The sequence below is a fragment of the Plantactinospora mayteni genome, assembly GCF_016862935.1.
In the GTDB taxonomy this organism is placed as follows: Bacteria; Actinomycetota; Actinomycetes; order Mycobacteriales; family Micromonosporaceae; genus Plantactinospora; species Plantactinospora mayteni.
In genome coordinates, this window is record NZ_BONX01000045.1 from 135,476 (window position 1) to 150,710 (window position 15,235).

At 72.7% G+C, this 15,235-nt stretch carries 12 protein-coding genes; 5 read left to right on the forward strand and 7 right to left on the reverse strand.

What is annotated here, in order from left to right:
- Positions 1-5 precede the first annotated feature (5 nt).
- The 4 genes from Pma05_RS30300 to Pma05_RS30315 all read left to right on the forward strand — a co-directional run bounded on the left by Pma05_RS30300 (position 6) and on the right by Pma05_RS30315 (position 4,438).
- Positions 6-1,019, forward strand: a complete 1,014-nt coding sequence (locus tag Pma05_RS30300) for a helix-turn-helix transcriptional regulator (protein WP_203860899.1) — start codon at positions 6-8, stop codon at positions 1,017-1,019.
- 80 nt (positions 1,020-1,099) lie between these two features.
- A complete protein-coding gene (locus Pma05_RS30305) occupies positions 1,100-1,687 on the forward strand; it encodes a (2Fe-2S)-binding protein (protein ID WP_203860900.1) in 588 nt (195 codons plus the stop codon).
- The gene (locus Pma05_RS30310; protein WP_239313385.1) at positions 1,684-3,900 is read left to right on the forward strand and encodes a xanthine dehydrogenase family protein molybdopterin-binding subunit; all 2,217 of its coding nucleotides are present in this window, start codon (positions 1,684-1,686) and stop codon (positions 3,898-3,900) included. The genes Pma05_RS30305 and Pma05_RS30310 overlap by 4 nt, the downstream gene beginning before the upstream one ends.
- 97 nt (positions 3,901-3,997) lie before the next feature.
- Complete coding sequence (locus tag Pma05_RS30315; RefSeq protein ID WP_203860901.1) at positions 3,998-4,438, forward strand: hypothetical protein; 441 nt, start codon at positions 3,998-4,000, stop codon at positions 4,436-4,438.
- Between the two features lie 224 nt (positions 4,439-4,662).
- On the opposite strand, the gene Pma05_RS30320 is transcribed toward Pma05_RS30315, so the two are convergent.
- From Pma05_RS30320 to Pma05_RS30340, 5 genes are all read right to left on the reverse strand, one after another.
- Positions 4,663-6,030 (reverse strand): MFS transporter, encoded by a 1,368-nt coding sequence (locus Pma05_RS30320; RefSeq protein WP_203860902.1) that lies wholly within the window; start codon positions 6,028-6,030, stop codon positions 4,663-4,665.
- Between the two features lie 387 nt (positions 6,031-6,417).
- Complete coding sequence (locus Pma05_RS30325; protein WP_203860903.1) at positions 6,418-7,209, reverse strand: ABC transporter permease; 792 nt, start codon at positions 7,207-7,209, stop codon at positions 6,418-6,420.
- Complete coding sequence (locus Pma05_RS30330) at positions 7,206-8,159, reverse strand: ATP-binding cassette domain-containing protein (protein WP_203860904.1); 954 nt, start codon at positions 8,157-8,159, stop codon at positions 7,206-7,208. The genes Pma05_RS30325 and Pma05_RS30330 overlap by 4 nt, the downstream gene beginning before the upstream one ends.
- A 50-nt stretch (positions 8,160-8,209) precedes the next feature.
- A complete protein-coding gene (locus tag Pma05_RS30335) occupies positions 8,210-9,070 on the reverse strand; it encodes a DUF4097 family beta strand repeat-containing protein (protein WP_203860905.1) in 861 nt (286 codons plus the stop codon).
- A gap of 239 nt (positions 9,071-9,309) precedes the next feature.
- Positions 9,310-9,855 carry a hypothetical protein gene (locus tag Pma05_RS30340; protein WP_203860906.1) on the reverse strand — a complete coding sequence of 182 codons (546 nt, stop codon included), beginning with the start codon at positions 9,853-9,855 and terminating at the stop codon, positions 9,310-9,312.
- A gap of 168 nt (positions 9,856-10,023) precedes the next feature.
- On the opposite strand from Pma05_RS30340, the gene Pma05_RS30345 reads away from it, so the two are divergent.
- A complete protein-coding gene (locus Pma05_RS30345; protein ID WP_203860907.1) occupies positions 10,024-10,881 on the forward strand; it encodes a CPBP family intramembrane glutamic endopeptidase in 858 nt (285 codons plus the stop codon).
- 63 nt (positions 10,882-10,944) lie between these two features.
- Here Pma05_RS30345 and Pma05_RS30350 read toward each other — a convergent pair whose 3' ends face one another.
- Complete coding sequence (locus tag Pma05_RS30350) at positions 10,945-12,450, reverse strand: family 43 glycosylhydrolase (RefSeq protein WP_203860908.1); 1,506 nt, start codon at positions 12,448-12,450, stop codon at positions 10,945-10,947.
- The gene (locus Pma05_RS30355) at positions 12,447-15,116 is read right to left on the reverse strand and encodes an alpha-L-arabinofuranosidase family protein (protein WP_203860909.1); all 2,670 of its coding nucleotides are present in this window, start codon (positions 15,114-15,116) and stop codon (positions 12,447-12,449) included. Before Pma05_RS30355 ends, Pma05_RS30350 begins: the two co-directional genes overlap by 4 nt.
- Positions 15,117-15,235 lie beyond the last annotated feature (119 nt).

Below are 15,235 nucleotides of genomic sequence, written 5' to 3' on the forward strand. Positions count from 1 at the left end.
TCGGCATGGCGAACACCAGCTCCCGAACCCTCCGCCTGCTCTCGCTGTTGCAGACCCACCGCTACTGGCCCGGTACCGAACTCGCCGACCGACTCGACGTCTCGGTCCGTACCCTCCGCCGCGACGTCGACCGGCTGCGCGAACTGGGCTACCCGGTCGAGGCGCACCGGGGCGTCGACGGCGGCTACCAGCTCGCCCCGGGCGCCGCACTGCCCCCACTGGTGGTCGACGACGAGGAGGCGGTCGCGCTCGCCGTCGGGTTGCAGGCCGCCGCGCACGGTGCGGTCGCCGGCATCCAGGAGTCGTCGATCCGGGCGTTCACCAAGGTCGTACAGGTGATGCCGGCCCGGCTGCGGCGTCGGGTCGACGCGCTGCGCGCGATGACCGTACCGGGGTTCTGGGGCGACGGCGGCGGGCCGACCGTCGAGGCGGCAACCCTCACCACCGTCGCCCAGTCCTGCCGGGACACCGAACGCCTGCGGTTCGGCTACACCGCCCGGGACGGGCAGCGGACCGAGCGGCACGTCGAGCCGTACCGGCTGGTCTCGCTCGGCCGGCGGTGGTATCTGGTCGGCTACGACCTGACCCGGCACGACTGGCGCAGCTTCCGGCTCGACCGGCTGCACGACCCGCGCGGCACCGGGGCCCGGTTCCACCCCCGGCAACTGCCCGCCGAGGACGCCGCCGCGTTCGTCCGGGCCGGGATCGAGAACCTGCCCGCGCCGTACCGGGTGGAGGTGCTGGTGCGGGCACCGCAGGCCACCGTCGAGGAGCGGTTGGCCCGCTGGGCCACCGTCGAGTACGTCGACGAGCACCGCTGCCGGATGGTGATGACCACCGACACGCTGGACTGGCCGGTCATGGCGCTCGGCTCACTCGGCGCGGAGTTCGAGGTGCTCTCCCCACCCGAGCTGGTGGACCAGCTCCGGGAGTGGAGCGACCGGTTCCGGCGCGCCACCGCGACCGGCCCGGCGGGCCGCCGCGACGGCGATGGCCGCACTTCGGACCCGGCGAGTTGACGGCGAACCCGACGTAGGCGAGGCTGCTGCAACCGATTGTGGATCATCGTCGCGAGGGCGCGGCCGGGGAAGCCTGGGACATGGGACAGACATTCGAGTTGACCGTCAACGGCGAGCGGCGGCAGGTCGAAGCCGACGCCGACAGTACCCTGCTGCACGTGCTGCGCGAGGTACTCGACCTCAAGGGTGCCCGGTTCGGCTGCGGCCTGGGCCTCTGCGGCGCCTGCTTCGTCCTGCTGGACGGCCGGCCCGCGCCGTCCTGCGACGTACCGCTCTGGTCGGCCGCCGGCAGGACGGTCACCACGGTCGAGGGGCTCGCCGACGGCGACGTACCGCATCCGGTCCAGCGGGCGTTCCTCGACGAGCAGGCCGCACAGTGCGGCTACTGCGTCTCCGGGATTTTGGTCAGCGCGGCGGCGCTGCTCGCCGAGCATCCCGAGCCGGACGAGTCGACGGTCGCCGCCGCGCTCGACCGGCACCTGTGCCGGTGCGGCGCCCAGGTGCGGATGGTCCGGGCCGTGGTCCGAGCGGGGCAGGCGAAAGCCGACGCCACCGGCGCGACCGCCACCAGGACCGACGCAGGCGGCACCGGGACCGGCGCGGGCACGGCCGGTGTCGACGCCGGCACGGCCGGTGTCGACGTCTTCGGAACGGTGGTCGACCGGTGAGCGTCGAGCGTCGGGAGGTTGCCCCGGTCGCGCCGCCGCTGCCCCGGGGCGTGGTCGGCAATCCCCGGCTCGCCCGCTGGGTAACGGTGGAGCGGGACGGCACCGTCACGGTCCGGGTCGGCAAGGTGGAACTCGGGCAGGGCATCCTCACCGCGCTCGCCCAGCTCGCGGCCGACGAACTCGACGTCGACCTCGCCGCCGTCCGGATGGCGGCGGCCAGCACCGCCGAGGGGCCGGACGAGGGTCTGACCGCCGGCAGCCTCTCCGTCGCCAACTCCGGCGCCGCGGTCCGCCAGGTGTGTGCCGAGGTACGGGCGCTGTTCGTCGCCGAGGCGGTGGCGAACCTGGCCCTCGACCCGGACACCGTCACCGTACGCAACGGGACGATCAGCGACGCGGCCGGTTCGCGACGCACGTCGTACGGGGAGCTGGCCGAACGGGTCGACCTCGACCGCGAGGCGACCGGGGCGGTCCGGCCGAAGCCCCAGCACCAGGCGCGCTGGGTAGGCCGCAGCGTGCCCCGGCTGGACCTGCCCGACAAGGTCTCCGGCCGGCCGCGCTTCATCCAGGACCTGGCACTGCCCGGACAGCTCTACGGCCGGGTGGTCCGGCCGCCGTCACCGGCGGCGACCCTGGTCGAGGTCGACACCGCCGCCGTACGACTCCGGCCCGGAGTGCGGGCGGTGGTCCGGGACGGCGACTTCCTCGGCGTGGTCGCCGAGGGCGAGGAGAACGCCGAGCGGGCCGCCACGGCACTGGCCGCCGCAGCGCGCTGGCATGAGGAGCCGACCCTGCCGGACGAGCACGACATCTCCCGCTTCCTCCGGGCGGGACCGGCCGAGTCGATCCCGGTACCCGACCCGGGCCACGCCGGCCCCGCCCCCACCAACCCAGCCCCCACCAACCCAGGCAACGCCGACCCAGGCCACGCCGACCCAGGCGCCGCCGGGCGGGTCGTCCGGCGGTTGCGGGCGACCTACAGCCGACCCTTCCTGGCCCACGCGTCGATGGCACCGAGCTGTGGCGCCGCCCGCTGGGCCGAGGACGGTACGGCGGTCAGCGTCTGGAGCCACAGCCAGGGCATCCACGGGCTGGGCCGGGCGATCGGGATGGGGCTGGAACTCGACGCCGACCGGGTCGACGTACGACACGTCGAGAGCGCCGGCAGCTACGGGCACAACGGCGCGGACGATGCCGCCTTCGACGCCGTACTGCTCGCCCGGGCGGTTCCCGGCCGGCCCGTGCACGTACGGTGGAGCCGGCGCGACGAGCTGACCTGGGCGCCCTTCGGCTCGGCAATGGTGGCCGAGGTGGAGGCCGGCGTCGACGCCGACGGTACGGTGCTGACCTGGTCGTACGACGTGTGGAGCCAGGGGCACACCGCCCGGCCCGGTTACGCCGGCAGCCCCGGGCTACTCGCCGACACCCACCGGAACCGGTCCCGCCCTACCCCACCGGCGGTCGATCCACCGGCCCGGGGCGGTGGCGGGACGACCCGCAACGCCTGGCCGATCTACACCTTCCCGGAGCGCCGGATCCACGGCCACCGGGCGCTGCGGACCGCGCTGCGCTCCTCGTCGCTCCGCTCGCTCGGCGCGTTCACCAACGTCTTCGCCATCGAGTCCTTCATGGACGAGCTGGCCCTGGCGGCCGGGGCGGACCCGGTGGCGTACCGGCTGGCCCAGCTCGCCGACCCACGGGCCCGGGAGGTACTCTCGACCGCCGCCGAACTCGGCGGCTGGCAGCGGCGCGGCACCGAGGAGAACGTCGGCTACGGCATCGGCTTCGCCCGCTACAAGGACCGGGGTGCATACTGCGCGGTGCTCGCCGAGGTGGAGGCGGTGCACGAGGTACGGGTGCGCCGGCTGACCCTGGTCGTCGACGTGGGACGGGTGGTCAACCCCGACGGGGTACGCAACCAGATCGAGGGCGGTGCCGTCCAGGCGACCAGTTGGACGTTGAAGGAACGGGTCCGGTTCGACCGCTGGCGGGTCACCAGCGCGGACTGGGAGAGCTATCCGATCCTGCGGTTCAGTGAGGTGCCGCAGGTCGACGTACACCTGGTGGATCGGCCGGCGGAGCTGTCGGTCGGCGCCGGCGAGGCGGCCCAGGGCCCGACGGCGGCGGCCGTCGCCAACGCCGTGGCCGACGCGCTCTCGGTCCGGGTACGCGACCTGCCGATCACCGCCGACCGCATCGTCGCGGCGCTCTAGGTCACTACATCTGGAGCCTGGGCAACCCCTTTCCCGAGTCGACGTCTTCGCACCCCGTGTGCGACGGCCACACGGGGCGGATCGATAACTTTCGGTGATGCGAGGCTCTCGGGAAGATGACGGTTCGGCCGACCTTGACGACGTCGAACGCCGGCTACGGGCGATCCGGGACGACCCGGGGAAGTCGACGACGCTCCGGGAGCTGGCGCAGTACCAGCTCGAACGGATCGCCGCGCTGCGGGCGGCGCGCTCCGGCAGCGGCACCGGTACGCCTGCGGTGACGGTGGACCGACTCGGCCCGTTCCGGTTCGCGGCGATCCCCGCGACCGGCATCGTCAGCATCGAGATCGACCGGGGAGCCGACCTCGTCCCGCTGGTGGCCGTCGTCTCCGCGGACGAGATCCGCCGGTTGACGCCGCTCTTCCAGCACCTCCGGGACCATGCCGCGCGTGGCGACTCGATCCGGATCGACGTCCGGGAGGCGTTCCTCGAACTGCTCGGCCACGACCCGTTCCGTGACCAACTCGACGACCGCTGACGGCCAACCGCCCAGGCGTACCACCAGGCCCGACCCGCCCAGGCGTACCACCAGGCCCGACCCGCCCAGGCGTGCCACCAGGCTGGACGGCGGACCGGCCACCACCGGGGCCGCAGGCCCGCGCTGCGAGACGCGGCCCGGGCAACCGCTGACCGGCCGACCGCTGATCGGCCGGCCCGCGTCGCACCTGCCATGGCAGACCAGCGCCACGGCGGCGCCAGCTCCTACCGGACGCCGGCGACCGGTTCCGAGGTGACCTGGCCGGCCGGCTCGTCGGGTCGCTCCGCCGGGTCGGCCGACTCCGCCGGTACGTCGAGCGGGTGCGCCAGTTCGTCCTGCGGCATCCGGGCCAGCACGATCGCCAGTACGGCGAGCACGGCGGGCAGCAGGCCGGCGAGCGCGAACGTCGTACCGAGGCCGATGCCGGTGCTGACCGGGCCGGCGACGGCCATCGACAGTGGCATGAAGACGAGCGAGACGAAGAAGTCGAGGCTGGAGACCCGACCGAGCATGTGCGGCGGGACGCGCCGCTGGAGCAGGGTGCCCCAGATGACCATCGGGGCCGAGAAGCAGATCCCGACGACGAAGACCGCCAAGGCGATCAGCCAGACCTGACCGGCGACGCCGACCACGGCCAGCGGCAGGCAGCTCAGCCCCCAGAGGAGGTTCATGATGGTGAGGTAGCGCCGGGGCATCCGGAACGCGGCCATCCCCAGCGAGCCGATCGCGCCACCGATGCCGAACGCCGCCATCACCAGGGCGTGGTCCCCGGGGCCGCCACCGGCCTGATCCTTGATCACGAACGGGATCAGCACCTCGATCGGCCCCATGATCAGCAGGATGAGGAGGGAGGCGTAGAGGAGCGTGGCGAGCAGCCACGGCGTACGGCCCATGTAGGCGAAGCCGTCCCGCAGGTCGACCAGTGTCGACCGGATCGGATGGGCCGCCGGTGCCGCCTGGCCGTGCCGCAGCGGCACCGGACGCAGGGCGAGCAGGAACGCCACACCGGCGACCTCCAACACGGTCACCACCAGCAGCGCGGCGCCGGGCGACCAGGTGGCGACCAGCACGCTGGCCAGGGCGGGGCCGGCGGCCTGCATGATCGCCGGCCGGAGCATCCCCTCGATACCGTTGGCCGGCATCAGGTCGTCGGGCGGCAGGATCGACGGCAGCAGCGCGGAGTATGCCGGATAGTGGAAGCCGTTTCCGACCCCGATCAGCAACCCCACCGCGGCGAGCTGCCACAGGTGCAGTCGGTCGGTCAGCGCCAGCGCCGAGACCAGGCCGACGGCGACCGTCCGGCCCCCGGCCACCGCCAGCAGGATGCGGCGCTGCGGGATCCGGTCCGCCAGTACCCCGCCGAGCAGCGTGCTGGCCAGCATGCCGGCCGCCATCGCGGCGGAGACGAAGGAGAGCTGGCCCGGCCCGCCGTCCATCTCGATGACCTGCCAGACGACGGCGATCATCCACACCCCGGCGGCGAACAGCGACATCATCAGGGCACCGGCGAGGAGTTGGTACTGCCCGTTGCGGAACGGCCGCAGCGGCCCCCGCAGCCAGCCCGGTCCGCTCTCCCCCGTGACGCCCTCCATCGCCCTGTCTCCTCCTCGTGTCGCGACCGCTCGGTGATGTCACGGCCCGGAACCCGCCGGCCGTCACTGCCCAGGCCCCGGACCAGCAGCGCGGCCCCGGAGCCAGAGCCCGCGCCATTGTCGTCGGCACCTCCGACATTTTCGACGATCCGATCGGGGCTGATCCCCGGATGAGCGGTTCGGCCGTGGCAGCGCCGAACCCGAGCCCGCCGTGCGGCGGCAGCGCCACCTTCCGGCTCTGGTCGTCGGCGTCGGCCACCCCAGTCCGTCCGGCACCGGCCCGGTGACCCGCGCATACGTCTCCGTCCTCCGGCGGCGACACCCGGAGGACGGAGAAGGGAGAAGGGAGAACGGTTCGAGACCGAGGTGCTGGCCCTGAGCGGCCGGTCAGCGTACGGAGGCTCGGTGGTACGCGGCCCGGGCCCAGAAGTAGCCGACGGCGGCGATGCCGACGCACCAGAGCACGGCGACCGGTCCACTGCTGCCGATCGGGGTACCGGTGAGCAGGCCGCGCAGCGTCTCGATGACCGGGGTGAAGGGTTGGTGCTCGGCGAACCAGCGCAGGCCACCCGGCAGCGTCTCGGTCGGCACGAACCCGCTGCCGAAGAAGGGCAGCAGCACCAGCGGCATCGGCACGTTGCTGGCGTTCTCGACACTTCCGGACGCCATGCCGAGCGCGACGCAGAGCCAGGTGAGCGCGAGGGCGACCAGCGCGACCATCCCGGCCGTGCCGAGCCATTCGACCGGGCCGGCGGTCGGCCGGAACCCGACCAGCACCGCGACGCCGAGCACGATCCCGACCGCGATCATGGTCTGCACGACGGTGCCGACGACGTGACCGGTCAGCACGGCAGCACGGGAGATCGCCATCGTCCGGAACCGGGCGACGATGCCCTCGTTCATGTCCATCGCGACGGAGAGCGCCGCGCCCTGGGCGGCGGCGGCCACCGCCATCAGGATGATTCCCGGTGCGACGTACTCGACGTACTCGGCCCGGCCGCCGGACGTGCCGCCGAGGCCGGCGCCGAGGGTGCCGCCGAAGACGTAGACGAAGAGCAGCAGGAAGATCACCGGCATTCCGGCGAGGATCACCGTGATCGACGGATAGCGCAGCATGTGCAGCAGGTTGCGCCGCAGCATCGTCCACGAGTCGCCGGCGGCGTAGGAGAGGCTGGTCATCGGAGGGTCTCCTGCTTCTGCTTGGCCTGGCCGGTCAGTGCCAGGAACACGTCGTCGAGGTCGGGGGTGTGCACGGAGAGCGTGTCGACCTCGATCGACTCGCCGTCGAGCCGGTCCAGCAGGGCCCGCAGGTCCCGTACGCTGCCGTCGGTCGGCACCTGGAGGGCGAGCGCGTCGTCGTCCCGGGCGGAGCCGTCCAGCCGGCGCGCCGCCGCGTCGAGGGCGAAGGCGTCGGCGAAGCGCAGCCGGACGTGCCCGCCGGGGACCATCCGCTTGAGCTGGTCCGGGGTGCCCTCGGCGACGAGCTTGCCCGAGTCGAGCACCGCGATCCGGTTGGCGAGCTGGTCCGCCTCCTCCAGGTACTGCGTGGTGAGGAAGATGGTGACCCCGTCGGCCACCAGGTCGCGGACGATCCGCCACATGGTGCGCCGGCTACGCGGGTCGAGTCCGGTGGTCGGCTCGTCGAGGAAGATGATCCGGGGCTCGCCGACCAGGGTCATCGCGAGGTCCAGCCGGCGCCGCATCCCACCGGAGTACGTCGAGGCGACCTTGCGGGCCGCGTCGACCAGGTCGAACCGGTCGAGCAGTTCGGTGATCCGGTTCCGCCCCTCGCGGCGGCCGAGATGGCGCAGGTCCGCCATCAGCCGTAGGTTCTCCTCGCCGGTGAGCAGGTTGTCCACCGCCGAGAACTGACCGGTCACCCCGATCGCCGCGCGTACCCGGTCGGGGTGCCGGGCCGGGTCGTGCCCGGCGACCCGCAGCTCGCCGGCGTCGGCGGCGAGCAGGGTGGAGAGGATCTGCACCGTGGTCGTCTTGCCGGCACCGTTCGGGCCGAGCATGGCGAAGATGCTTCCCTCCGGAACGTCGAGGTCGATGCCGTCGAGTACGAGGTGCGTGCCGAACGACTTGCGCAGTCCGGTCACCGTGATCGCCGATGATGGCGTTGTCATGTCCACTCTTCTCCTGGTCGTCGGGGTCTGGGGTGGAGTCCGGGTCGGGGTCACTGGGGTGGGGTCGGCGTGGCACGCCGGATCACGATGTCGCCGGTGACGGTGCGGGCGCGTACCCGGACCGTCTCCTCGGCCTCGGCGGGTCCGTCGGAGGCGTCCAGCGCGTTGTCCACCCGGCCGATCGTGGAGCTCAGGTCGAGCCAGGCCGCGCTCCCCGCTCGGATCCCGAGTTCCAGCTCGCCGGAGACCGCGTCGAGGTCCACGGCACCGCGCACCACCTCGTCGATCCGGATGTTGCCGTTGGCGGTCTTGGCGGCGACACCGGCCAGGGCCCGCCGGACCGTGATGTTGCCGTTGGCCGCGTTCAGCCGCAGTTCGCCGGTGACCTCGCCGACGGTGGTGCCGCCGTTGGAGTTCTTGATCACCGCCGGCCCGTCGATCCCGCCGAGCCGTAGCGCGCCGGAGTGGGTGGTGACCTCGGCCCGGCCCGCGATCCGGTCGACGGTCACCTTGCCGCTGCTGGTGTGCAGGTGTGCCGAGCCGGTCTGGTCGAGCTGGATGTGGCCCAGCTGGGTCTTGACCCGGGTCTCGCCGAGCCGACCCTCGACGGAGAAGTCCGCCGCCGCCGCGTCCCCGCGCAGCTCCGAACCGGCGGGCAGCGTGATCGACACGTCGATCGAGCCGGCCTTGTTGCTGAACAGCTGTCGCAGCCTCGGCGTCCTGACCAGGAGCTTGCCGTCCGCGTACGTGACCCGGGTCTGCTCGGCGGCCCGGACGTCGAGTTCCTTGGCCGGGTCACTCGGCCGCACCTCGACGGTGGTCTCGGCCCGGTCGTCGGCGTCGATGCGGACGTGCCCGACCACCAGCTCCACGGTGGCGGAGATCGGTGCCGGAGTGTCGAACGTTTGCATGGGATCGCCCTTCTGGGACTGGTAGGAGACCGGCGGCGCGGTGTCGGGCCACCGTCCGGGGACCGGCTGGTCGGGCTGGGGCCCGGGGACGGGCTGGTCGGGCTGGCGCCTGGGGTCAGGCTGGTCGGGGCGCCGCGCGGTGCCGTGCGGCGCGTGCGCCGAATCCATCCCCTCGCGGAAGACGGCGTGTGCGTCGGGAGCGAGACCGGGAGTGGGAGAGGGAGCGGGCGGGTGCACGGCTAGCGTGCCCATCCGGTGTAGGACTGGCCGAGCACGCCGCCGCGCCGGGCGGGCCGGCGACCCGGATCGTCCTGCTCCAGGGCGGCTGCGGCGACCCGGACCAGCCAGGCGTTGACCGAGAGCCGCTCCCGGCCGGCGGACTCCTCGATCCTGGCCTTGAGCTGCTCGGGCAGCCGGAAGTTGATCCGGGCCACGGCTCCCTCGTCGACGTCCGGCTGCGGTGGCCGGCCGGCGGTGCCACCCGTGGTCGGGGCCGGATAGCCCGCCGCCTCCCCCGGCTCGGCGGGGAACGGCCGGTCGACCGGTGGCGGCGTCACCACGAAGTCGGGCTCGCCGCCGCGCAGCCGCAGGTCGACCGAGCCCGGCGCGAGGTCACGGGTGATCTCGTCCGCCGCGGCTGACAGCGCGTCGAGCAGGGTGAGCCGGACGGCCGACTCGAGGGGGGCGGTGAGCCGCTCGGCCAGGACGCGCGCCTCCTCTCCGCCGGCCTCGGCAGCGATGGCGAGCTGCTGACGCAGGTTGTCGACGTACTGCGTGATGTCCATGGCACCATCATGGCGCCACTATGGCGCCAAGCGCAAGTCAGATCTGCGCCAGCATGGCGTCGAGCTGGCCAACGCCCTCGCCGGAACGGCGCCATCGACCGAAGGATGTATCGACGAATCGTCACGGCGGGCGACGAGAGGCCCGAATCCGATCGGCACGCTGGCAGCATGCGCAGACGGATCTTGACCGGCATCGGCGTGGCCCTACTGATCGCCGCCCCGGTGGCACTGGCGCTGTCCACCGGATCGGAGGTGCGTACCTCCGCCGATCCCGAGGCTCCGGCCAAGCCGCTGGCCGGGATCGTCGCCGCCACCCTGGTCGGCCTACTGCTGGTCCGGGTCGTCCCGCTCCGGCTGCCCGCGATGCCCGCCGCCGGAGCCGCCGAGCGGCCCGCACTCAGCCGGCAGGCCGGCGGGCTGGCCATGATCGCCCTGTTGCTGCCCGCCGTGGTGCTCGCCGTCGACCCCGGCATCTGGTACGCGCCGATCAAGCTCGCCCTCTTCTTCGGCGGCGCCACGCTGGTGCTGCGGTGCTGGCCGTCCGACTGGCGGGGCGGCCGGGCACACCGGCGGGCCATGCCGACCCGGTGGTACTGGCTGGGGCCGCTGCCCGCCCTGCTCGGCTGGGCCTACCTGCTCTACTACAGCCCGCTCGCCGGCAGCCAGGACATGTCGGGCTACCGCCAGTACGACCGGCTCTACCTGCTCGCCGCCACGCTGCTGACCTTCGTCACCGCGAGCCTCGCCGAGGAGGTCTTCTACCGGGCGCTGTTGCAGACCCGCCTGGAGGCGCTCTACGGACGCTGGCCCGCCATCGTCGCCACCTCGCTGCTCTTCGCCGCGATGCACGTGCACCGGATCGGGGACGGTCCACTGTGGGAAATGGTCGCGGTGATGCTCGCCTGGAACGGAGGATTCGGCGTCCTCGCCGGTTATCTGTGGGCCCGCCACCGCAACATCTGGGCCATCTTCGCCCTGCACACCGCGGTCAACTCGCTCAGCCTGCTGCCACTGCTGGTCGGTTGAGCCGCACGCCCCGGTCCGCTGCCGAGGCGTCGTCCGGTGCCGAGACGTCGCCGCCTTCCCCGGTCAGTTGATCCGGAAGGTGGCCCGTTCCCGGTCGGCGCGACGGTCTCCGGGCCGACCGACGGTCAGCCGCCCGTTGCCGTCGTGCGTGACGTACGTGTCGGCGTCGTCGGCCAGCCGCAGCGACACCGCCCGCCGGTCGGCGAGCCCGGGCACCTGGACGAAGCTCGCCGCGACGGCGTACGCGTCGGTGTCCTCGTACGGGTCGATCCGCAGCACGGTGCCGTCGAGCCGGGCGTACCGGTCGGGGAAGTTGACCGACTGCACCGCCACCCGGCCCGGGCCGGTGAACCCGGGCACGAGCCGGAACTGTGAGTCGGCGACCTCCCGCACCCCGCCCTCGACCCGGAGCAGATAACCGAAGTGCCGGACGACGGCGTCGGGCGCGTCCAGCGGGGAGAACCGGAGCACCGGTCCACCGTCCCCGACCGGTACGCCGAAGCTGGGCGTGCCGTCGGTGTTCCAGTACAGCCGCTGCACCCGGGTGTGCCGATTGGGGTCGAAGAGCGGATCACCGGTGATGTCGCGGTAGTCCCGGGCGTGGTAGACGAGTACGTCCGTCTCGCCGTCCTCGGCGACGGTGAACGAGTTGTGCCCCGGGCCGTACCGGCGGGTGTTCTCGTTGGTGGCGAAGACCGGCTGCGCCGACTTGGTCCAGGAGCGGGCGTCGAGCAGGTCGGCGTTCTCGTCTGCGGTGAGCAGTCCCACGCAGTAGCGGGCGTCGGTCGCGCTGGCCGAGAAGGTGACGAAGACCCGGCCGTTGCGGATCAGCACCGCCGGTCCCTCGTTGACCCGGAAGCCCTGCACCTCCCAGTTCAGCGTCGGCACGGCGATCCGGACCGGGTCGCCCTGGATGGCCAGCGGGGAGGACATCGCGGCGATGTACAGGTTGCTGTTGGTGGCGATCCCCGGCTCGCTCTGCGCCCAGAGCAGATAGCGGACGCCCCGGTGCGCGAAGGTGGTGGCGTCCAGCGTGAAGGTGTCCCAGGCGGTCGTTAGCTGGCCGCGCAGCACCCAGCCGGCCGCCGTGCGCGGGTCGGGCTCGGCGGACTCCAGCACGTAGGTCCGGATCCGGAACGGGTTGTCGGAGTCCCCGGCGGCAAAGTAGATATACCAGCGGCCGTCGATATGGTGCAGCTCCGGCGCCCAGATGTAGCCGCCCATCCGGCCGGCGGCCGGGCGCCGCCAGACGGTACGCTCCCGCGCGCTGGCCAGCCCGTCCAGCGTCGACGCGCCGCGTACCACGATCCGGTCGTACTCCGGCACCGAGCCGGTCAGGTAGTACATGCCCCGGACGGGCCGGGTGACGAACGGGTCGGCGCGCTGGGCGACCAGCGGGTTCCGGGTGGTCAGGCCGGCGGTGGCCGACTCGGCCCGGCGGTCGGTGTCGGGTGCCGCCCAGGCCGCACCGCCGGACGCCAGCGGCAACGCGCTGGCCGCTCCGGCGACGACCAGCCCACTTCCGGCGGCGTGCAGCAGCCCGCGCCGGCTGACTCCGTCAGTGCTCACCGCACCGTCCTCTCCATGCTTCCGCCACCGACCGCTCCGGTCGCGGTTCCCGCGACGCCGGCCGCTCCGGTCGCGGTTCCCGCGACGCCGAGCCGGATGAACGTCACCGAGTACGCCGGGAAGGTGTACGAGAAGCTGTTCCGGACCCCGGTCAGCCGCGACTCCCGGGGCTGGATCGGCGTGAACGAGGCGGTGTTGACGTCGTCCGGGCCGCCGCTAAGGGTCGTCACCCGGGCGGTGGAGCCGACCCGCACCCGGTCGCCGAGGTCGATCCGGGTGGCCGCCTCGGACGCCTGTGCGTTGACCACCTTCAGCACCAGCTCGCCGGTGGCCCGGTCCCGGGTGACCACCTGACGGAACGGCTCGGCGACCCGGTCGTCGGTGAAGCTGCCCCACTCCTGCCCGTCCAGATACAGCGTCACCGTCCGGTCCCGTACCGAGATCCGCAGGTCGTAGGCGCGGCCGGTCTCGACGCTGCCGGGCTTGGCGATCATCGTCTGCTTGCCGCCGCCGCTGGCCTTCTCCACCGCCGTCTGGGTGTTGTTCCAGCCACCGACGTTCCACCAGTAGAAGTTGCCGGTGTCCCGGACTCCGAAGGCGACCAGGAAGCCCTCCCGGCCGGACCGCTTGGTGGCGGTGACCCGCAGGTCGTAGTCGCGCCAACCCGGGTCGCCGGCGGTGACCATGGTGTCCTCGGCGACCGCGTCGGACTGCACGTACGCGCCGTCCACGACGGACCACGAGCCCCGCCCGGTGGCGTGGGTCCACTGCCCGGCACCGCCGGAGAAGTCGTCCCGGAGCAGCGTGGCGCCGTCGGCGGCGGTGACCGTGACGTCGTCGTACGCCGCACTGGTGGCCCAGGTCGACAGCCCCACAGCGCCGGTGATCGGGAGTGTGGTGCCCGGTGTCCCGGAGGCGCGGCTCGGCACCACCTCGTCGCCGACGTTGGTCATGAACAGCTTCTGCACCTGATAGCTCGCCGACGGCCAGGAGGTCGAGTTGTTGAACCAGATCAGGTCGGGCCGCCACTGCACGTAGTCCTCGTTCGCCAGCAGCGGCGCGTACGACGCCAGCCGGACCACGTCGGCGTTCCGCTCCAGCCCGGTCATGTACGCCGCCTCGGTCAGCGCGTTGTAGAACCGGTTGTCCTGCGAGGCGTACTCGCCGAGGAAGACCTTCGGCCCGGCCCGGTCGTAGGAGTCGTACCGGTCGTTGTGCTGGAGGAACCACTCGGGGCTGTTGTAGTAGTGCTCGTCGACCATCTCGACCCCGGCGTCCCGGTTGAGCTGCCAGAGCCGGTCGAAGGTGCCCCCCGCGTCGTCCGGCCCCGAGTTGCTGATCACCATGATCTCCGGGTACGCGGCCTCGATCGCGGCCCGGAACTGCTGGAACCGGGTGAAGAACTCGTCCGGCAGGTTCTCCTCGTTGCCCACCCCGAGATGGGTCAGCCCGAACGGCGCCGGGTGCCCCATCCGGGCCCGCAGGCCGCCCCACTCCGACGTCGCCGGCCCGTTGGCGAACTCGATCAGGTCCAGGGTGTCCTGGACGTGCCGGCGGAGCAGCTCCGGGTCGTCGGTGGCCCGGTTCTGCCCGCACCCGGTGACCAGCGCCGGCACCACCGGCAGCGGCATCGCGCCGATGTCCTCGGCGAACTGGAAGTACTCGTAGTAGCCGATCCCGTAGGACTGGTTGTAGCCCCAGAAGTTGGCGTTGGTGGCCCGCTCCTCGACCGGTCCGACGGTGTCCTTCCACTGGTAGGAGCGCCGCCGCTCGTAGTTCGGCGCGGTGTAGCCGTAGTGGCTGCCGGTGTTGACCAGGCAGCCGCCGGGGAAGCGCAGGAAGCCCGGCCGCAGCGCGGCGACCTTCTCCGCCAGGTCCCGCCGCATCCCGTTCGGCCGGTTCTTGAAGGTGTCCCGGGGGAAGAGCGAGACCATGTCGAGGCGTACGGTGCCGCCGCCGGTGCCGGTCACCGCCAGCCGGCCGGTGCTGCTGGTCGCGGTGGCCCGGAAGGTGCCGGTGTACCTCGTCCAGGTGTCGCCGCGCACCACGATCCGCAGCGGCGGGGCGAGGTTGGCGCCGGCCGGGTCGGTGAGCCGGACGGTCAGCGGCGTGCCGGCGGCGGCGCCGGTGCGGGCCCAGAGCGAGAAGTCGTAGTACCGCTGGCGGTCGAGCCGGATGCCGGAGTTGTAGCCCGCGTTGACCACCCCGTAGCCCTGGCCGCCGGACGGCAGGTCCAGCCGCAGGTAGCGGCGGTTGCGCTCGTTGAGCCGCCCGGTGTCGTCGACCACTCCGACGGTGCCCCGGACCCCGTCCGGCGCGGTCGGGGCCCAGGCTGTCATCCCGGTGTACCCGGCATTGTCCGCCGGGTCGTACTCGAACGAGCGGTTCTGCACGAGTTCGGCGTAGAGCCCACCGTCGGCGGCCCGGTTGATGTCCTCGAAGAACACCCCGTACATGGTGTCGGCGATCGCCGGGCCGGTGCCGGCGGCGTCCACCTCGACGGTGTAGTCGGTCGCTGCCGGGGCCGCGTAGTCGGTCGTGACAGCGGCCGAGGCGGTGGAGCCGGGTGCGGCCGAGGCGGTGGAGCCGGCGGCCGGGACCGTGCCGAGCGCACCGGCCAGCACCAGGGCGCTGGCGAGCGCGCGGGTCGGGCGGGATCGGGACATCGCTCCTCCGTCCGTTTGCCGGTCGGCCGGTAGCCGCCCGCCGCGCCGAAGCGGTCGCTGGCATGGATGAGCGTTAACATAGATAGATCGACATTAGGTGTCAACCCTGGGCTGTTCTC